The organism is Pantoea sp. B_9, assembly GCF_008632015.1.
GTDB classification, from domain to species: Bacteria; Pseudomonadota; Gammaproteobacteria; order Enterobacterales; family Enterobacteriaceae; genus Pantoea; species Pantoea dispersa.
This window is the reverse complement of the sequence record NZ_VWVL01000008.1, coordinates 90,463-109,954: the sequence shown is the minus strand read 5'-3', so window position 1 is coordinate 109,954 and position 19,492 is coordinate 90,463. Positions and strand designations below refer to the sequence as shown.

The window sequence follows — 19,492 nt, the reverse complement described above, 5'->3', positions numbered from 1 at the left end:
CTTCATGCTACCCGGCGAAAAGGGGTAAACTGTCGCCACTTTTTTCACCAGCATAAGTTAACCGAGCATGTCTGATTTCAATCTCATTCAGCGCCCAAGAAGACTGCGCAAAAGCGCGTCGATGCGCGAACTGTTCCAGGAATCCCACCTCAGCCTGAACGATCTGGCCCTGCCGATCTTCGTTGAAGAAGGCGTGGATGATTACGTACCAATCAACGCCATGCCGGGCGTGATGCGCATTCCGGAAAAACGTCTGGCGTACGAAATCGAACGCATCGCCAAAGCCGGTATCCGTTCGGTCATGACCTTTGGTATCTCGCACCACACCGATGCCACCGGCAGCGATGCGTGGAACGAAAACGGCCTGGTGGCGCGCATGTCGCGCATCTGCAAAGACACGGTGCCGGAAATGATTGTCATGTCCGATACCTGCTTCTGTGAATACACCAGTCACGGCCACTGCGGCGTGCTGTGCGATCACGGCGTCGACAACGACCAGACGCTGATTAACCTCGGCAAACAGGCGGTGGTTGCTGCGCAGGCCGGTGCCGACTTCATCGCGCCGTCAGCAGCAATGGATGGCCAGGTGAAAGCGATTCGCCAGGCGCTGGACGCGGCCGGTTTTACCGATACCGCTATCATGTCCTACTCCACCAAATTCGCCTCGTCGTTCTACGGCCCGTTCCGTGAAGCAGCGGGCACCGCGCTGAAAGGCGACCGCAAAACCTATCAGATGAACCCGATGAACCGCCGTGAAGCGATTCGCGAGTCGCTGATTGATGAAGCGGAAGGTGCAGATTCGCTGATGGTCAAACCGGCAGGCGCTTACCTCGATATCCTGCGTGATATCCGCGAGCGCACCACGCTGCCGCTGGCGGCTTACCAGGTGAGCGGTGAGTACGCGATGATCAAATTTGCCGCTCAGGCGGGCGCCATCGATGAACGCAACGTGGTGCTGGAGAGCTTAGGTGCCATAAAACGTGCCGGTGCCGATCTCATTTTCAGCTATTTCGCCCTTGATCTTGCCGAGCAAAAAGTGCTCTGATCCTCTCGTTACGCTAAACAATCGCGCATTACCGCGGTTGTTTAGTGCTCTCTGCCCCTGCGCGGGCACGACATCCGGTTTGCTGTAACACATCCATCATTAACAAGAGTTACGCGATGAAAGCACCTGCACTGCCTGCGGACGAATCACAGCGTCTGGCCCAGTTACGTGCGCTCAACATTCTGCACACACCCACAGAAGAGCGTTTTGACCGTTTAACCCGCCTTGCCCGACGTCTGTTTGACGTTCCGGTCGCGATGGTCAGTCTGCTGGAGAATGACTATCAATGGTTTAAATCCAGCGACGGTTTTGATCGGCCAACCACCGCGCGTAACATCTCTTTTTGCGGCCACACCATCCTGCAGGATGAGGTGATGGTGGTTGAGGACGCGCTGGCCGACACGCGCTTCAGCGATAATCCGCTGGTTACCGATGCAGACAATCCGGTGCGTTTCTACGCGGGCTATCCGCTGCGCACGCCGTCCGGTGCCAAAGTCGGTACGCTGTGCATCATCGATAATCATGCGCGCCAGTTCAACGCGGAGGATCTGCACGCGCTGCGCGATCTGGCGGCCATGGCCGAAGCCGAGCTGGTAGCGTTTCAGACCGCGACGTCCGATGAGCTGACGCAAATCACCAACCGGCGCGGCTTTATGACGCTGGGACAGATGGCGCTGAATGAGTGCCTGCTGAGACAACTGCCCGCCAGCCTGACGTTTCTCGATCTCGACGGCTTCAAGGCCATCAATGACCGGCATGGTCACCGCGAGGGCGACCGCGCGCTGATGGACTTTGCCGATGCCATGAAGGTGAGTTTTCGCCATGCCGATATCTTTGCCCGGCTCGGCGGCGATGAGTTTGTGGTGCTGCTGAACGGCATTCGTCAGGACGAGGCGGAAGCGACGCTGTCGCGCTTCGCCCACTATCTGCATAAACAGATGCAGGATCTGGAGCGGCGCTACACGCTGCAGTTTTCGTCGGGCATCGTGGAATTTGATCCGCAGCAGCCGCAATCGCTGGAGCAGCTGCTGGAAAGCAGCGACGCACGCATGTACGCCGCCAAGTACCAGAAAAGGCAGCCGCGCAGATAGCCGCTCCTTAATGCGCCAGGTCGTCAATCAACGTCTGATTAAACTTCGCTGGCGCTTCCATCTGCGGCGCGTGCCCCATACCGGGGAACTCAATCAGCCGCGCGCCGGGAATCAGCTGTGCCACCTGTTTGCCCAGTACATTGTAATGGCCGAGCTGCGCTTTCACCGCCGGTGAAGCGATATCGCTGCCAATCGCCGTGGTATCGGCCGTGCCGATCATCAGCGTGGTCGGCACCTTCAGGTCTTTAAACTCGTAATAGACCGGCTGGGTGAAAATCATGTCGTAGATCAGCGCCGAGTTCCACGCCACTTTCTCATGCCCCGGTCCTTTATTCAGCCCGGCCAGCATCTGCACCCATTTGTCATATTCCGGCTTCCACTGGCCGCTGTAATAAGTGTGCTGCTCATATTTCTTAATGCCCGCCGCGTCGAGCTTCAGCTCGCGCTGATACCACTGATCCACCGAGCGCCACGGCGCGCCCTTCGCCTTCCAGTCCTCAAGGCCAATCGGATTGACCAGCACCAGCTTCTGCGTCTGCTGCGGATACATCAGTGCGTAACGCGTCGCCAGCATACCGCCGGTCGAGTGGCCAACGATCACCGCTTTCTCAACGCCGAGCTGCGCTAACAGCTGATGGGTGTTTTGCGCCAGCTGCTGAAAGCTGTACTGATAGCGGGCGGGTTTGGTGGAGGTACAGAAACCAATCTGATCTGGCGCAATCACGCGATAGCCCTGCTGGCTCAGCGCGTTGATGGTGTCTTCCCAGGTGGCAGCGCAGAAGTTTTTACCGTGCATCAGTACCACTGTCTGACCATTGGCCTGCTGCGCCGGCTTCACGTCCATATAGCCCATGCTGAGCGACTGCTGCTGGGAGGAGAAGGCAAAATGCTGCAGCGGATGCGGATAGTGAAATCCCTCCAGCTGCTCGCCATACACGGCCTCAGCGGCCTGCGCGCTGAGCGTGCCGCACAGCATCGCTGACGCCAGCGCTACGCTCAGTAACGGTTTTAATCGAAAACGAAACGTCATGTGACCTCTTCTGTACAGGGGAAAAACCCTCAGTCTGGCACGAAAACCGCCGGTGGATATTGATGCGCCGTGCCGCCGCCCGTCACACCTTTGACTGTTAAGCCGCGCAAAGCGATAACCCATTTGCGTTAATAATAACGGCCGTAATTACGGCAACTATTCAACATCATCACAACATGTCGTCGGTTAATTTCACGATAAACAAGACCAGTCTTGATGACAATTAATAAAAAAGCTATTTCCTGATAAAACTTTACGTTACGCCAGTGCTTAAAAAGTTTAATTTAATTACACTGTGTCGAGTTATTGGAGGACCATAATGATGCAGCAAAAATACAACCAAGGGGTGATTGATTCGGTGACCGAATGGATTATGGCCAACCTGGATCAACGTTTGAGCATTGATGATATTGCACTGAAATCTGGCTATTCCAAATGGTATTTACAGAAACTGTTTGCCCGTTACCATAACGAAACGCTGGCGCGTTATATTCGCAAAAAGAAACTGATTTGTTGCGTGAATGAGCTGAAATTCAGCCGCACACCGATTATCAGTCTGGCGGTTAAATACCATTTCGAAAGTCAGCAATCCTTTACCCGCTCATTTAAACAGGTGATGGGCTGCACGCCGCTGTTCTGCCGCAAACGCCAGCTGAGCGATGCTGCCGAAGCCCTGTTGCGCAGCAGTGACGATCCCTGCGCGCTGTGTCGCAAAGTCGGGTTTAATCGCAGCGAGCAGGAAAAACAGGTTGTTAATCCGGTAAGCGAAAATAATGGGAAGTTTCCAGCGCGTATTAGCTGCGCGGTGCGTTAATCACGTCTGATATTTCGGGAAAATATTTATAACCGCATAGGTTGAAGCGGCGCGATTTATTGTGCTGATGTGCAGTTGCACCGCGCCCATTCAGGCATCGCGCAATAAATTGCGCCGCTACGGTACGTGCGAAATATCATTTCGGTGCCTGTCGACCGCACAGATTGTAGCGGCGCGATTTATCGCGCTGATGTTGAGTTGCACCGTGCCAGTCCGGCCGGTGAAACCCTGTTATTTCTCAGCGCACCGGCTGGCCCGGCAGCAGCTTATCTGACATCAACTGGCGGCAGACAAACGCGTCCTGCCGCGCCTGCTGCTGCTGTTGCGGCGACAAATCCTGCCACACCGTTTGCAGATGCTCTGCCAGCCCGGACTGGAAATGAATCTTCTGCAGCGCGTAATCCGAATTACCGCCTTCAATAATCTGCTGCATCGCCTGCGCGCTGTTATCACGCCCGTCATGGGTCAGCGTACAAAAGGTCGCGATGTAATAAGCCTTGTCCTCATCGCTGTAATGCGGCATCAGCCACCAGACCAGCGCACTGACAACCAGCAACAGCGGCAGCAGGAATTTGATTTTTAACATGGGTTTATTGACCAGCTGAAAAAGAAAACGCCGCGATCTTAACAGATTCGCCGCGCCATGCCGCACGCCATTTTCAGGCTTTTCTCCGGCAGATTGAGACGAGGCTTAACCGTGAATAACGCCGATGCGCTTATAAAGTAGCCCACTTCATTTGCTTCATTATTCAGGGAAGAAAATCATGAGAAAAAGCCAGCTGGCACTGCTGATTGGTGCCTTGTGCCTTAGCAGTTCGCCTTATGCCGGGATCCTGCGCTATGACATTGACGTGCAGGAATACCGCGATTTTGCCGAGAACCGGGGTAAATATGCTGTCGGCGCCACCGACATTCCCATCTACCGCAAAGATGGCACCTTTGAAGGCTATTTAATGAATGTCCCCATGCCGGACTTCAGTATGGTCAGTGATAAGGGTTTCAGCTCATTTATCTCGCCCTCGTTTGTCACAGGCGTCAAACATATGCAGTCCCACAGATTGGTGAACTTAGGGAATAAGGCAAAATTTTCGCCAACTTACCGTAGTATTGCCATAAATAATGATCCCTCGCGCGATTTTAACTTACCGCGCATGCACAAGGTGATTGTCGAAAGCGCGCCTACGCCTTACATCGGCGGTGAAGAGTTTAATGCTAACCCCAGTCGCTATACTGCATTTGCCCGCGTGGGGGCGGGTTATCAGCAAATTGACGATCCCGAAAGCGGTAAATTGATACCCATCGAGGGTGCCTATGTCTATAACACAGGTGGGACATTCAAGCCCGAAGCTATCACGAATATATTTTCTAAATTCATAAAATGGAGAATTTTTGCTCCTAATCATCCGGCATTCTCTCTGTTAAGCATTGGCACTCGTGGAGGTGATAGCGCTAGTCCGCTCTTCGCCTGGGATAATATCGAGAAACGCTGGGTACAGTTCGCAGTTCACTCTGGCGGCTATGGCGGCGGCACCACCTACAACTATCACTTTGCCAGTGAATTAATTAATGGAACATATGTTCAGGAGATGCTGGATTCCGTCAGGGATGCCGATGTTGAAGACAGTGGCGCCGGCACCCTCGAATGGCGCGGTGATAGCATTATGCAGGATGGCAAAAGCTGGCAATGGCACGGGCTTAATCAGGCTCAGGCAGAAACCGCACCCGCCAGCGCCAGCAATGAACAGCTCGATGCCACCAAAGATCTGCGCTTTAACGGCGACGGCGGCATCATTGAGCTAGCGCAGTCGGTCAACCTCGGCGCGGGTTTGCTGCGTTTCTCTAACGACTACACCCTGCGCGCCGCAGGCGACGGCAACTTCAGCTGGGTCGGCGGCGGCGTTGAGGTCGACAAAGACAAAACTGTGCTGTGGCAGGTTAACGGCCTGCAGGACGATGCGCTGCATAAAATCGGCGCCGGTACGCTGCACGTTAACGCCAGCGGTATTAATTCCGGCGCGCTTAACGTCGGCGACGGCACGGTCATCCTTGACCAACAGGCAGACGCGCAGGGACGCAAACAGGCGTTCTCCACCGTCACCCTGTTCAGCGGCCGCCCGACCGTGGTGCTCAACAGCGCCGATCAGTTAAGCACTGACAACATCCGCTTCGGCTATCGCGGCGGTACGCTGGACATTAACGGCCACGATTTGACCTTCGACGATATCCTGCACAACGACAGCGGCGCGCGCATTGTTAATCGCAGCCAGACGCTGGCGCATCTCGATCTCACCGGCGATAACCGCCTGTTCCTCGGCGAGCTGGGCGAAGCGGACTCACGCGATAACCTTAACGTGACCACCCATCAGCGCTGGCAGCTGGCCGGCGGCGCGCAGCTTAATCAGCTGGCGGTGGCCGACGGTGTACTGACGCTGAGCGGCGAACAGGTGGAGCATGCCGGGAAGGTGTTCTTTGCCAATGACTGGCAGTACAAAACGTATCACATCAACCAGCTGCAGGTGGCGCAGGACGCCGCGCTAACCGTCGCTGAGCACGCTCACGTTACCGGCGATATCACGCTGGCCGACAAGGCCACGCTTAACGTGCTGGGCCGATTCACGCTGGCCGGCGACATCAACCTGAGCGGCACCACTTCCAGCCTGATTGCCGATATCGCGCAGTACGTCAGCACGCTGGGCGAGCTGGCTTCCACCATCAGCGCCAATATCAGTGGCCAGGGCAGCGTGATTAAAAGCGGTGACGGGCGGCTGACGCTGAGCGGTGACGTCAGCAACCAGCAAGGCGTGGAGGTGCAGCAGGGCGAGCTGGAAGTGAGCGGCAAGCTGCACACGCCGCTGAACATGGCCGCCGGCACGCTGCTCTCCGGCGGCGGCGTCATCAATCATGCCAGCCTCGCCGATAACGTCACGCTGGCACCGGGCTGGAACAATGCGCCGGACAGCTGGTCGACCATGCGCCTTGGCGATCTGCACCACGGGCGCGACACGGCGCTGGTGCTGAACTCCGCGTTCCGCGACAACGCCAGCGATCGCCTGCTGATCGATGGCGATCTGCAACAGCCGGACGATGCGCCGCTGTGGCTGACGGTAAAACCGCAGGCCAGCTGGATCGATAGCGATCGCAACCACAACGGCGCAGCGGATAACACTGAAGGTGTGTCGCTGGTGCAGGTCGGCGGCCAGGCGCACGCCGACAGCGTCCAGCTGGCCGGCAGCTATGTGGCGCGCGGCGCCTGGGCTTATGGTCTGTACGCTTTCGCGCCGGGCCGCGCCAGTGGTGATGAACGTCTGGTGGCGGGCGAAGGGGATCAGTACTGGGATTACCGCCTGCAAAACATTCTGCTGGCGGAAGGGGATAACCGCGAACCTTACCTGCCGGAGCCGGAACCTGAACCGCAGCCGGAGCCTGAACCGCAGCCGGAGCCTGAACCGCAACCCGATCCAGAACCACAGCCGGAACCGGAAAATCCGCAGGTGCCGCAGCCAGAGCCAAAACCGGAGCCGGGCAAGGTGCGCGCGGCGGTGATTCCGCAGGTGCCGGCCTACATCTCGCTGCCCGCCGCCTTCCACAGCGTGACACACAACCTGCAAGCGCTGTTCAGCAGCAGCGCGCAGCAGGCGGGCGCAGAGGGCCGTCCGGATCTGTTTGTGTCCGGCTACACCGGCGACGACCGCTATCACAGCGCGGGCGGCTTTATGGATTACGGCTACGATTTCCACAGCCGCTATCAGGGCTGGATGATTGGCAGCCGCTTCCCGCTGCAGTCCGCGCTGGCGCTGAGCGTCGGCGTCAATAAGGGCAACCTGAGCATCACGCCGGAAGCGCGCGACGGCAACAGTCACGCCCGCGTCGATACGCTGGGCGCCAGTGCGCTACTGAGCTGGCAGCCCGATCAGGGCCTGCAGCTGGCCGTGCCGGCTGGCGTGATGCAGTATCGCGGCAGCGTCAGCACCGACCTGCGCGGTAACGTAACGCAGCTGAAAGCGCGCGGCGCTAACCTCGGGCTCGACAGCGGCTGGCGCTGGCAGTCCGGCGCGCATGCGCTAACGCCGGTGGCCGGCGTGAATGCGCAGTGGCTCGATATCAATGATTTCACCGACAGCGACGGCGCACAGGTCAGCTACCGTAATCCGCTGCAGTGGCAGCTCTCCGGCGGCGTAAAATACGACTTCCGCCCCAACCAGAAGCTGAAGCTGGGCGCGGAAACGCGCTACGTGCAGCGCATCAGCCAGCGCGATCGGGTAGCGATTGGTGACGGCCAGCAGGCGGCGCACTTCGCCACCGGACGCGGCGGTAACAGCCTGCAGTACAGCGGTTACGCCGGCTGGCAGGTGCTGGACAATCTGGAGCTCAACACCCAGCTTCAGGGACAGCAGCGCCTGACGCAAAAAGGCATCAGCGACTGGAATCTGCAGGCCGGTGTGAAAATCAGTTTTTAATCGCGGCTCTCACCACGCATCAGCCCGGGACAATTCTTACCGGGCTTTTTTATGCTTTTCTGAAAAAAAACCAGACAAAACTTAATTTCCGCATTATTCGGTCGCATTAGGTTGACGATTCTCGCTATTTTCATCCATGGAAGAGAATATGAAACTTACCCCGCTAACGCTGGTGATCAGTACGTTCTGTTATAGCCTTCCTGCATTCGCTGATGAGCGCGCCCCTGCATTTTCACCATTACAAAATAATAACGTTAACGCTGCGAATATTCCGTTTCTGCCAGAGCCTTCGTCTGGCCAGACAACCCAGGAAATCCCTGAGCTGCCGCTGCTTGCCCAGGTCAGCCGCCAGACTGGCGAAGGGATTAAACAGCTTGGGAAAATGATCGCCCGCGGCTCATGGTTTGATGAGATCAATCCGGCGACCTCGGGCCTGGTGCGATCCAATGTGCTGGCCGGCAATAACAGCCATCATTTGTGGTATTACCGGTTACAAAACGTGGTTGTGACCGGTGAGCCAGACAATGGTATTCCTCAGTTAATTGATACACCGAAAGACGTGACACCAGCACCCGACCCTGGTCATGGCGAAGTTGTCATATTGCCGCCACCTCCACCGCCTGAGCCGGAACCGCCACAGCTCATACCCGCGCCACAAATCCCGACCTATCTCGCCCTGCCCAACATGCTGTATGCCCTCAACGACGCCATGCAAACCCGCTTCCACTTCGCTGCCCAACAGATGAGTCTGGATGATCATCACAACCTGTTTGTCTATGGCTATAGCGGCGGCGAGCGTTATCGCAGTGCGCAGGGCGATAGCGATGCCACCAGCCGCTATCAGGGCTGGATGCTGGGTGCGCGCTGGACGCCTGAAGCGGAACAGAGCCCGCTGGCCTTCAGTGCGGGCGTGCACAAAGGCGTGATGACTATGCTCTCGGATACGCCGGCCGGGCGCAGTCAGCTGCGTATGCAAACCCAGGGCATTAATGCGCTGATCGGCATTAAGCCGCCTGAAGGCTGGCAGCTGGAGATACCGCTGGGGCTGACGCATTATCGCGGCACCTTACGCCATGAAACCCAGGGTGAAGTGGCGCGGATCAGTGCCGTTAGCGGCAATATCGGCGCAGAAACGGGCTGGCGCTGGCTGCAGGATGCGCATAGCCTGATGCCGCTGGCCGCAGCCGGTGTGCAGTGGCTGCATGTTGCGGATTTCACCGAGCAGCAGGGTGCGCAGGTGAACTATCTGCTGGCGCCGCAGTTCAGCCTTGCTGGCGGGGTTAAGTATGATTATCAGCCGCTGTCGTCAGTGAAGCTGGGGCTGGAGGCGCGTTATGTCTGGCACAGCGGCAGGCAGAATACGCTGGATGCCGGCGATATGCGTGGATTGCCGATTGAGCGCGCCCGCCACAGCGCCCAGCTGGGCGGTTACGTCAGCTGGCAGCTGCATGAAAACGTGGAGATCGGCACGCAGTTGCAGGTGCAGCAGCGGCTGGATCGCCCCGGCGTGAGCGACTGGAATGTACTGAGCGGAGTGAAAGTGGCGTTTTAAACCAGTAAAAGGATGCAGATTGTTGTAGCGGCGCGATTTATCGCGCATTTCAATTACCGCACCGCGGCGGAATGCGCAATAAATTGCGCCGCTACCATCCGTGCAGTTATCTGCGGCATCACATGGAAGGGATATCTGCGCGAGAAATCACACCACTATGATTCATTGCGGATGCGATTTCTGCACTGTCCCGTCGCACAAACCGTAGCGGCGCGATTTATCGTGCAATTTCAATTACCGCACCGCGTCATCACGACGCCTGTAAATAATGCACTACCGACTGGTTCAGCGTATCCAGCTTCTCTTCCAGCAGGAGAAGCCCTTCGCGGATGACCTCCTGATCTTCAGCGCTTTGGCAGGCGCGCTCGATCTGCCCGCACAGATCATCGATCTCGACAGCGTAAATGATCTGCGCCGATCCGCCCAACCGATGCAGCGACGAGGCCAGCGCCGGCCAGTCCTGCGCATCGAAATGGCGCCAGCACTGCTGCATATCGTTGCGGCTCTCCTCGCCGACCTTCTCCAGCATCTTCGCCACCATCGCATCGTCGTGATACACCATGGCGCGCAGCGATTCGAGCGACAGCAGCGCATCCAGCGCCGGCACTTCGGCGGCCGGCTCGTTGCTGCTCAGCAGCTCAGCCAGCTTGTCAATTTTCAGCGGCTTAAACAGGCAGGCGTTCATGCCCGCTTCAAGACAGCGCACGCGCACGTCCGACTGCGCATTCGCCGTCAGACCAAAAATTTTCACCGCGTTGCCGCTGCGGCGCAGGGTCTGCGTCAGTTCGATGCCGCTCATGCCCGGCATATTGCAGTCGGTAATAATCAGATCGAACGCCTGATGCGCCAGCAGCGCCAGCGCCTCTTCGCCGCTGCTGGCTTCGCTGATCTGCTGGCCCAGCTCGCTGAGCTGGCTTCGCAGCAGCAGGCGGTTGGCCGGATGATCGTCGACCACCAGAATATTCAGCTGTGGCAGCGCACGGCTGCGCGCCACGCGGGTTTTCTCCAGCAGCTTGCGCGCCCGGCGTGCCGGCATCATTACATTAAGCTGAATCAGCGTGCCGCGTCCCGGCTGGCTGTTGAGGTTCATGGTGCCCTGCATCTTCTCCAGCAGCTGGGCGCTGATCACCAGGCCAAGGCCGGTGCCGGTCTGCTTGCGTCCCTCTTCGGTCTGGGCAAACGGCTGAAACAGTTTGGCCTGATCGGCAGCGCTGATGCCCACGCCGCTGTCTTCGATCTCAATTTCCAGCTCCAGCGAACCGTCTTCCCACTCATGGCCGATCACCCGCACTTCCACGCCGCCTTCGTGGGTAAACTTGATGGCGTTATTGATGTAATTGGCGATCACCTGGCGGAAGCGCGCGGCATCAATAAACACTTCCAGCCCCGGCGGCGTGTCGCTGTGGTAGTGCAGCGTCAGATTTTTGCCGCTGGCCATGCCGTCAAACAACCGCACCACCGGCAGCACCAGCTGCTCGGTGCTGACCCACTCCGGCATCAGCTCCAGCTGGCCGCTCTCAATCTTGGCCATGTCGAGGATATCGCCAATCAGCCCCAACAGCGTGTTGGCCGACTCGTAGGCGATCTGAATGGCTTCATTGTCGCGCTGCTTGCGCCCTTCCAGCTCCAGCAGGCCGATGATGGCGCTGATCGGCGTGCGGATCTCATGGCTCATGGTGGCGAGAAACGAACTCTTGGCGCGGTTGGCTTCATCCGCCACCTTTTTCTCCGCCTGCAGCGCCAGCATCAGCAGTTCGTAGGCGGTAACATCCTGCCAGCCGCAGATCAGTCCGGTAATATTGCCCTGCGCATCGCGCTGTTTCTGCGCCCAGTGGTGCACCATGCGCGCTTCGCTGCCATTTTCGATCTCAATTTCCAGATCCTGGGCGGTATCGCCCCACAGACTGTTGTGCGCCAGCGCCACCAGCTCCGGATCGTTGACCGCTTCCGGGCTCATCAGCGGATAGAGTTTGCTGATGAGCGGCGACAGCGGATGGCGTTGATCGTAAAGCGAAAAGCTCAGGCGCTGCGCGTCGACGCCGGCAAAAAAGCGCTGAAACGCACCGTTAGCACTGACCACGTTCCAGTTGCGATCCAGCACGTAAACCGGCGTTGGCAGGCCATTCAGCAGCGCATCGCGAAAGCGCAGTTCGGCCTGCAGGTCAGCTTCTGCGCGACGGCGATGCTTCACCTCTTTGCCACGATAGTAAACCCACGCCAGACAGGCGATCAGCAGCAGCGCGGTCAGCAGAGTGATGGCGTAAAACTGCGCGCGGTACAGCTGCCAGGTGGTGCGCGTGGTCTGTGGTGTGCCCTGCCAGCGGCTGGCAATCAGCGAGATTTCGCTCGGCTGAATGTCGGCCAGCGCCTTATCAATAATGCTCAGCAGCTCCGGCTGATCGCGGCTGACGGCAAAGCTCAGCTCCACCGGCGGCAGCGCCAGGCGCGACACGATCTTCAGCGGCTGCTGCGCGTAGCGCGCCAGTAACGTGTTCACGCTCAGCTGGTTATCGATCAGCCCGGCAACCTTGCCCTCCTGCAACAGTTGCAGCGCCAGGCTGGCGTTATCCACTTCAGACAGCTGCAGCGTGGGGAAGCGATCCAGCAGCGCCTGACGCGCCGGATTGCCTTTGACGATACTGAGCTTCATGCCGGGATAGAGCGCCTGCGGCGCATCGGGCTGGTCCGGCACCAGCAGCACCAGCGGCACCTTCAGGTAAGGTCGGGTAAAGCGCACCGCCTCCTGATGGCCGCCATCCTGCGCCACCGCCGCCAGCATCGCTACCTGATGTTGCTCCAGCTGCTGTAGGCCGTCATGCCACGAATACGCCGGCACCGGGGTGAAAAACAGCCCGGTGCGCAGCTGGATCAGATGCAGCAGATCGGCGCTGATCCCCTGAAATTCACCCTGCTCATCCAGCAGCGCCAGCGGTGCGGAGAACGGATTGAACGCCACCTTCACCTGCGCATGCTGCTGCAGCCACTGCTGCTCGCGCGGCGTCAGACTGAGCGGATCCTGCAGTCGCCAGACGTCCGGCCGCTGCGACCACTGTCGCGAAATCAGCCGATGCTGTTCGCCGGGAATGGCGGCGATGGCGGCATTCAGCGCTTGCAACAGCGGCTGATTATCGGCTTTCACCACCAGACGGCTGCCGTACAGCGCGTCTTCCGGCAAAATCGCGGCCAGCGCCAGCTGATTGACATAGCTGCGCTCAATCAAAAACGTCGCCGCCTGCAGGCTGCCGAGCGCATAGTCCGCTTCACCACTCGCTACCGCCGCCAGCGCCGCCTGGCTGGAGGGATAACGCACGATGGTGGCGTCAGGGAAATGCTGTTTGATTTGAGCATCGGTAAGAAAGCCTTCACGCATGGCGAGGCGCAGCGGCGCATCGTACGGCACCGGCTGTGAGGCCTGCTTCTCCGCGGCGATCACCACCGGACGGTTGATGAGAAAACTGTCTGTTGCCCTGAAGGCCGCCGCATCGTGCAGTTCGCGGCCCGGCGAGCTAAACAGCGCATCCGCCGCGCCGCTTTTTACCGCCGCCTGCGCCGCCGCCTGGCTGGGATAACGCACCATCACCGCCTGCACGCCAAGATTACGCGCCAGCAGTTGCAGATAATCGGTGTAGATGCCTTCCACGCTGTTGCCGCTGCCCGCTGCTTCCTGATAGATCAGGTAAGGCGGCAGCTCCGGTGTCCACACCGCGATGCGCAGCTCATGTTTAATGCGCAGCCAGCGCCACTCATCACTGCTCAACTCAATATGCAGGGGTGCCAGCTTTTCACGGCTGAACAACTGAAATATCTCGGGCTGCGGCTGGGCGGCCAGCAGCGGGCTCAACAGCAGCAGAAGCAGGGTGACCAGGCGCAGCATCGCTACTCCATGTGATTACGATTGGCGAAGGCAAAGAGATCGCGCAGGCTTTTGCAGTGCAATTTCTCCAGCAGACGGCCTTTGTAAGTTGAAACGGTTTTATTGCTGAGATTCATGCGGTTAGCAATGCGCATGTTATCCAGCCCCTTCAACAGATAAGTGAAGACCTGAAATTCCTGCGGCGACAGCGATTCCAGCAGCTGCTTGTCAGAGTGGATGTGATTCTCTTCCGCCGGCACATTAATACCGGCCAGCGGGAAGTAGCCATAGCCACTTTGCGCTGCACGAATTGCGGTGATGATTTCCGGCAAATTGTCTTTTTTACTGATAAAACCATTCGCTCCGCAGCGCACACTCTGTACCGCATAAAAGTTCTGATTCTTACCTGAGACGATAATAATAATACCCGGAAAACTCTTAGCACGCAGCGCTTTAACCACTTCGATGCCGTTCAGCGAGTGAATATCAATATCCATCACCACGATATCCGGATAATGCTGGTCGATAAGCTGCAGTGCTTCATAACCATCATCGGTTTCGGCGACCATGCTATGCCCTTCTTTTTCAAGAAGAAAGCTTACCGCCATGCGGGCCATAGGATGATCGTCGACGACAATAAATTTCGCCATGTTTTATTTCCTGACGTGACCTTAAAGAGAAAAGTTAATTACCTGACTATTAGACTAATAAATTCAACCCTGAATCAACCACAATCAAATAACAAAACGTAGGTCGCGTCCTACACGTCACCGATGAACATTCCCATATCCCTGTGCGTAATTTAATCGTAAGATCTCACTATCGCGAATTAATTACTCTGCGAACAATATGAGTTGTATTTAAATGTAAGGGCGTAAATATGGGAAAGGAGATTCCAGTGAAAGCAGGCAGTGATAATAAGCCGAAGAGAATCATTATTGCGCTCAGCTGCCATTTTGCACTGACCGGTTTACGTGCGTTGTGCCAGCCGCTGAAGGATTGCAGCGTACAAGCGCTGCAGATTGCGCCGGAAACGGTAGCGGAAGAGCTGATGTTCAACCACGCCGATTTACTGATTACCGAACTGCCGCGAGACGCCGCCGGCCTGGCCGAGCTGCTGCTGATTCCCGAGTGGTTTAAAGGCCATACGCTGATTCTGCTGGATGAAGAGACCGAGCCGATGCGTCAGACGCTGGTGGCCGCCGGGTTCTCTGCGGTGATGAGCAAAAACGATCGGGCTGAGGTACTGCAGCGCAGCATTGGCCAGCAGCTGCAGCGTAAACCGTCGCGCTACGATTACGCCGCACCGGGCCGCAATGCGCTGGCACGCGAAAAACGCGTAATGTGCGCCCTGCTGCGCGGCATGAAGCCAGCACGCATTGCGCGTGAAATGGGCCTGCACCCGCGTGAGATTAGCCGCAGCAAGGTCAACAGCCTGGCGCGCAGCGGGTTTCCCTCGCTGAACGCGATGCTAGCCTGTACCGGCCGCCGCCCGATTTAACTGTGGGAAAGCGCACGTCGCAAAAGCGTATATAAATCCGTAGGGTGCGCATTCATGCGCACCTGGATAGCGCAGTAATAAAACCGTGCACCAACCGTAGCGGCGTAATTTATTGCGCAATCTACTGCGGTGCGGCTGGCGGACTCGCGCGATAAATCGCGCCGCTACGAAACCTGCGGTCTGGAAACCGGGCACCTGAATGGCGCAGCCATATCATCGCTGCAACCGGTGCGACTGAACACTCTGCCACCCGGACGGCACAGCAATAACAACACGCACCAACCGTAGCGGCGCAATTTATTGCGCAATCTACCGCGTTGCGGCTGGCGGACTCGCGCGATAAATCGCGCCGCTACGACACCTGCGATTTGCAAATTGGGCACCTGAATGGCGCAGCCATAATGCCGCTACGACACCTGCGGTCTGGAAACCGGGCACATGAATGGCGCAGCCATAACATCGCTGCAACCAGTGCGACTGCACACTCTGCCACCCGGACGGCACAGCATTGACACCTTGCACCAACCGTAGCGGCGCAATTTATTGCGCAATTGACAGCGGTGCGACAGCCAGATTCACGCAATAAACCGCACGTCGCAAAGCGGTTATAAATCCGTAGGGTGCGCATTCATGCGCACCTGGACAGCGCAGAAATAACACAGCGCACCAAACAGCGCAGCGAAATAATTACACAACCATTAATTCGCAAGATAATAAAAATTACAGACCGGTCTTAATTGACACGCAACCATTAAAATATTAATCGCTGTCTCAGATGTTTTTTAATTTAATTCTTAAGACAGGGACTACAGAACACCGATGAACATTCGCATAGTGACACAGGAACTTTCGCTCTATTATAACTTCATCGCTTAGCAGCCACACCGCTAAAAGATAATAAAGCAATAATCTGATTACCTGCGCTGTTATCATTAATAGCCTGTAAGAGAAGACAGCCACATTATTTTTAAAGGAAATTAACCCAGCGCACTATCGGGATAATGCCTACCACCTTCTCCGTTTTATTTATCAGGGAAGAAGGTTATTAAACACAACGAAGGAAATAAACCATGATGAACAAAATGATGAAAACTGCCTGCGCCCTCGCTGTGCTGGCGGCCTCAGCCAACGTAATGGCTGAAAGCGTAGAGCTGAAAGTGATCGGCACCATTTCACCGCCGTCCTGTAAGCCAACCCTGAGCGGCAGCGGCGGCATTGATTACGGCAGCATCCTGTCCGACTCACTAAACCCAACCGGCTACACACAGCTGGCAGACAAAGAGACCACCCTGAGCATCGTGTGTGATGCACCGGCTAAAGTGGCAATCCAGGCAGTAAGCGGTCGTAAAGACTCTACCGTCTCTGACGGTGCCGAAGGTGCCAGCGGTGCCGCCGCACCGGTGAGCGCAGTGGGCCTGCCAGCTGGTTTTGGCGTTGTGGGTCTGGGCATGGTCGGTGAGACCAAAGTCGGCGCGTACGGCGTAGCAATCAGTGATGTCACCCTCGACAGCACTGCGGCGAAAGCCATCCAGTCTGATGACAAGCAGAGCTGGAACGACAGCAATGCCAGCTCGCTGTACAAAGCGGACGGCAGCACCAGCTACCTGAGCTGGAGCGACGCCGGTGAGGTCGCGCCTGCCGCCTTTGAAACCATGAACGCCAAACTGACAGTGAAAACCTATCTGAACAAAACGTCAGATCTGGATCTGTCTAAACCGGTACAGCTGGACGGCCTGACCACTATTGAGCTGGTCTACCTGTAATTACTATTTAACTAAACGCATTAACGCAGCCGGCGTTTTAACCTGGCTCGCCGTTAATAGCTAAGTCTTTATTTCCCTGCGCCATAATCCGCAAGGAAATTAACCCAATAAGGGATTTTAATAATGAAAAAAATGATGAAAACTACCTGCGCGCTGGCCGTGCTGGCCGCCTCCTGCAACGTCATGGCTGAAAGTGTCGATATGCGCGTGACGGGTGCAGTTACGCCTATTGCCTGCAAACCGGTGCTTGCTAACAACGGCATTGTTGATTATGGCAATATCAACACCAATACACTGAGCAATGATAACTATACATTTCTTCCCAGCAAAGATATCAGTTTAACTATCTCCTGCACCGCGCCGGCTAAAATTGCGCTGCTGGCAACCAATGGCCGCCCGGGAAGCACGCTTTCTGATGCCAAAGAAGGTACTGCGGGAACCGCATGGCCAATTATTCGTGGTTCTATTCCATATAATTCTGGTGTAGCGGGTTTAGGTATGGACGGTGATAAAAAAATTGGCGCTTACACCTTAATTTCCGTTGATACCAAGGCCGATGGCGAATCAGTAAAACGAATTATTTCATCTAACAAAACGAGCTGGAATGGTGCTAGCTCAGAATCATTTTTCGCTGATAATGGTAATTATCGTTACATGACCTGGTTCAAGGACGACCTGGTCGAGCCTGTAGCATTTAAAAATCTCACCTCAACGATTAGAGTCATGTCATACATCAATAAAGCTTCTGAACTCGACCTGACAAAGCCAGTCAAGCTTGATGGGCAAACCAATTTCGAAATGTTTTATCTTTGATTAAGTTAACTTCACTTACTCAAAAAGCAGATTCAAATTGTATACACCACCAAAATTTACTAGCAGGATAAAACATGAAAAAGTATATTAAGACTCTTTGCACACTGGCCATTCTGGCCTCTGTTAATCAGGCCAGCGCTGAGACTTTTCAGCTTGGTGTCACCGGAAACATTACACCAACAGCCTGTACGCCAGCTATCGCCAGTAATGGTGTAGTCGATTACGGCGTAATCAAAACTGAGACATTGAATAAAGATAATTATACCTGGCTGGATGAAAAAGAGATTACATTGAATATTTCCTGCAACGCACCCGCTAAAGTTGCATTGTTCGCAACCAATGGGCGTAAAGGAAGTACACTCTCAGATACGAAAGAAGGTGTTACCGGTGCCGCCTGGCCTGCTATGCGCGGCAAGATCCCTCTAACTGCAGGAGTAGCCGGGTTTGGTTTGGATGGCGAAACTAAAATTGGTGCTTATGCTGTTACTATTGGACAGGTAATTAAAGATGAAAACAATGCTGCAGTTATTAAATCACCCAATAAAAACTCATGGACCACAAATTACCCGTACTCTCTTTATGATCAGGAAGGTAACACACAATATGTAACAATAAAAGAAGATGGTGCGGTGGCTCCTGTAGCATTTACTACAGCCACTTTCCCATTAAAAATCATTGGTTACGTTAATAAAACTTCTGAACTGGATATCTCCAAGCCAATCAAACTCGATGGCCTGACCAATATCGAAATGGTTTATCTGTAATAACTGCTGTAATAACCCAGGCCGGAATAAACCCCCGGCCTTATTCACCCACTTTATAATTCTTATATTGAATTAACAACCAAACCAGCCGGGAACACATTATGCTGAATTTATTTACCCGCCGCACGGCATGCGCGGCCGCCCTGTTATTGTCTGCCTCTCAGGCTTATGCCACCGGTATGGTACCGGAAACCTCGGTGGTGATTGTCGATCAGGCCGATGGCGAAGGCGCACTGAATATTCAAAACACCGATCCAACGCCGGTATTATTGCTGACCACGCTGCAGGATACGCCAGACGATAAAGAACCGCTGCTGACCGTTACGCCGCCCGCGGCGCGCGTCGAGCCGGGAAAATCACAGCGCGTACGTTTTATTCTTACTACTAAAGAGCCGCTGAAAACCGAACGCCTGAAGCGCGTGGTGGTGGAAGGCGTGCCGCCACAGAAAAAAGACTCCAGCGAAGTGCGCATGACGGTGCGGCAGAACCTGCCGGTGATCATCCGTCCGGCCGGTCTGGCCAAAGAGATGGCACCGTGGAAACGCCTGAACTGGAAAATGCAGGGCGACCAGCTGACCGTCAGCAATGACTCACCGTACGTGGTGCGCCTGAACCAGGCGGTGCAGACGCTGCCCAACCGCAACGTCTACATGCTGCCGAACAGCTACGTGCTGCCGGGCCAGACATTTACCCTGACGGCGCAGGACGGCAAAAAAGCCGGAAATGCACAACAGGTACGCATCTCTCCGGCCACCACCTGGGGTTACAGCGTCGACACCTACGACGCGCCGCTCGCGCGCTAATGGAGT

14 protein-coding genes are annotated in these 19,492 nt (G+C 56.1%); 10 read left to right on the top strand and 4 right to left on the bottom strand.

What is annotated here, in order from left to right; all coding sequences use genetic code 11:
• The first annotated feature begins 67 nt into the window (after positions 1–67).
• Positions 68–1,045, top strand: a complete 978-nt coding sequence (gene hemB / locus F3I21_RS20190; protein WP_031279816.1) for a porphobilinogen synthase — start codon at positions 68–70, stop codon at positions 1,043–1,045.
• Between the two features lie 116 nt (positions 1,046–1,161).
• Entirely contained in the window at positions 1,162–2,136 is a 975-nt protein-coding gene (locus F3I21_RS20185; RefSeq protein ID WP_150059638.1) for a diguanylate cyclase, read from the top strand.
• Positions 2,137–2,143: 7 nt separating this feature from the next.
• Here F3I21_RS20185 and F3I21_RS20180 read toward each other — a convergent pair whose 3' ends face one another.
• On the bottom strand, positions 2,144–3,112 hold the full coding sequence (locus tag F3I21_RS20180; RefSeq protein ID WP_370515581.1) for an alpha/beta fold hydrolase: 969 nt from the start codon (positions 3,110–3,112) through the stop codon (positions 2,144–2,146).
• A gap of 373 nt (positions 3,113–3,485) precedes the next feature.
• Here F3I21_RS20180 and F3I21_RS20175 point away from each other — a divergent pair, with 373 nt between their 5' ends.
• Positions 3,486–3,980: a helix-turn-helix domain-containing protein gene (locus F3I21_RS20175; RefSeq protein WP_058759336.1), complete on the top strand. Its 495-nt coding sequence runs from the start codon at positions 3,486–3,488 to the stop codon at positions 3,978–3,980.
• 238 nt (positions 3,981–4,218) lie between these two features.
• Here the strand turns inward: F3I21_RS20175 and F3I21_RS20170 are convergent, their stop codons facing one another.
• Positions 4,219–4,566: a hypothetical protein gene (locus tag F3I21_RS20170; protein WP_141496757.1), complete on the bottom strand. Its 348-nt coding sequence runs from the start codon at positions 4,564–4,566 to the stop codon at positions 4,219–4,221.
• 178 nt (positions 4,567–4,744) lie between these two features.
• Here F3I21_RS20170 and F3I21_RS20165 point away from each other — a divergent pair, with 178 nt between their 5' ends.
• On the top strand, positions 4,745–8,437 hold the full coding sequence (locus F3I21_RS20165) for a S6 family peptidase (protein WP_150059637.1): 3,693 nt from the start codon (positions 4,745–4,747) through the stop codon (positions 8,435–8,437).
• A 148-nt stretch (positions 8,438–8,585) separates the two neighbouring features.
• A complete protein-coding gene (locus tag F3I21_RS20160) occupies positions 8,586–9,989 on the top strand; it encodes an autotransporter outer membrane beta-barrel domain-containing protein (RefSeq protein WP_190286118.1) in 1,404 nt (467 codons plus the stop codon).
• 250 nt (positions 9,990–10,239) lie between these two features.
• Here F3I21_RS20160 and F3I21_RS20155 read toward each other — a convergent pair whose 3' ends face one another.
• Complete coding sequence (locus F3I21_RS20155; protein WP_150059635.1) at positions 10,240–13,863, bottom strand: transporter substrate-binding domain-containing protein; 3,624 nt, start codon at positions 13,861–13,863, stop codon at positions 10,240–10,242.
• A 2-nt stretch (positions 13,864–13,865) separates the two neighbouring features.
• Positions 13,866–14,492, bottom strand: coding sequence for a response regulator (locus F3I21_RS20150; protein ID WP_058770944.1), 627 nt, complete (start codon positions 14,490–14,492; stop codon positions 13,866–13,868).
• Positions 14,493–14,740: 248 nt separating this feature from the next.
• Here F3I21_RS20150 and F3I21_RS20145 point away from each other — a divergent pair, with 248 nt between their 5' ends.
• The 5 genes from F3I21_RS20145 to F3I21_RS20125 all read left to right on the top strand — a co-directional run bounded on the left by F3I21_RS20145 (position 14,741) and on the right by F3I21_RS20125 (position 19,486).
• Complete coding sequence (locus F3I21_RS20145; protein ID WP_150059634.1) at positions 14,741–15,343, top strand: response regulator transcription factor; 603 nt, start codon at positions 14,741–14,743, stop codon at positions 15,341–15,343.
• A 1,070-nt stretch (positions 15,344–16,413) separates the two neighbouring features.
• On the top strand, positions 16,414–17,106 hold the full coding sequence (locus F3I21_RS20140; RefSeq protein ID WP_150059633.1) for a DUF1120 domain-containing protein: 693 nt from the start codon (positions 16,414–16,416) through the stop codon (positions 17,104–17,106).
• Positions 17,107–17,229: 123 nt separating this feature from the next.
• Entirely contained in the window at positions 17,230–17,919 is a 690-nt protein-coding gene (locus F3I21_RS20135; RefSeq protein ID WP_150059632.1) for a DUF1120 domain-containing protein, read from the top strand.
• Positions 17,920–17,993: 74 nt separating this feature from the next.
• Positions 17,994–18,683, top strand: coding sequence for a DUF1120 domain-containing protein (locus tag F3I21_RS20130; RefSeq protein ID WP_150059631.1), 690 nt, complete (start codon positions 17,994–17,996; stop codon positions 18,681–18,683).
• 101 nt (positions 18,684–18,784) lie between these two features.
• Complete coding sequence (locus F3I21_RS20125; RefSeq protein ID WP_150059630.1) at positions 18,785–19,486, top strand: fimbria/pilus chaperone family protein; 702 nt, start codon at positions 18,785–18,787, stop codon at positions 19,484–19,486.
• Positions 19,487–19,492: the final 6 nt, after the last annotated feature.

Excerpts from the sequence above, each read along its gene's own strand:
- F3I21_RS20140 (WP_150059633.1), top strand. The coding sequence starts at position 16,414 with ATGATGAACAAAATGATGAAAACTGCCTGCGCCCTCGCTGTGCTGGCG.
- F3I21_RS20150 (WP_058770944.1), bottom strand. The coding sequence starts at position 14,492 with ATGGCGAAATTTATTGTCGTCGACGATCATCCTATGGCCCGCATGGCG.
- F3I21_RS20165 (WP_150059637.1), top strand. The coding sequence starts at position 4,745 with ATGAGAAAAAGCCAGCTGGCACTGCTGATTGGTGCCTTGTGCCTTAGC.
- hemB (WP_031279816.1), top strand. The coding sequence starts at position 68 with ATGTCTGATTTCAATCTCATTCAGCGCCCAAGAAGACTGCGCAAAAGC.
- F3I21_RS20135 (WP_150059632.1), top strand. The coding sequence starts at position 17,230 with ATGAAAAAAATGATGAAAACTACCTGCGCGCTGGCCGTGCTGGCCGCC.
- F3I21_RS20155 (WP_150059635.1), bottom strand. The coding sequence starts at position 13,863 with ATGCTGCGCCTGGTCACCCTGCTTCTGCTGCTGTTGAGCCCGCTGCTG.
- F3I21_RS20170 (WP_141496757.1), bottom strand. The coding sequence starts at position 4,566 with ATGTTAAAAATCAAATTCCTGCTGCCGCTGTTGCTGGTTGTCAGTGCG.
- F3I21_RS20160 (WP_190286118.1), top strand. The coding sequence starts at position 8,586 with ATGAAACTTACCCCGCTAACGCTGGTGATCAGTACGTTCTGTTATAGC.
- F3I21_RS20175 (WP_058759336.1), top strand. The coding sequence starts at position 3,486 with ATGATGCAGCAAAAATACAACCAAGGGGTGATTGATTCGGTGACCGAA.
- F3I21_RS20130 (WP_150059631.1), top strand. The coding sequence starts at position 17,994 with ATGAAAAAGTATATTAAGACTCTTTGCACACTGGCCATTCTGGCCTCT.
- F3I21_RS20185 (WP_150059638.1), top strand. The coding sequence starts at position 1,162 with ATGAAAGCACCTGCACTGCCTGCGGACGAATCACAGCGTCTGGCCCAG.
- F3I21_RS20125 (WP_150059630.1), top strand. The coding sequence starts at position 18,785 with ATGCTGAATTTATTTACCCGCCGCACGGCATGCGCGGCCGCCCTGTTA.
- F3I21_RS20180 (WP_370515581.1), bottom strand. The coding sequence starts at position 3,112 with ATGCTGTGCGGCACGCTCAGCGCGCAGGCCGCTGAGGCCGTGTATGGC.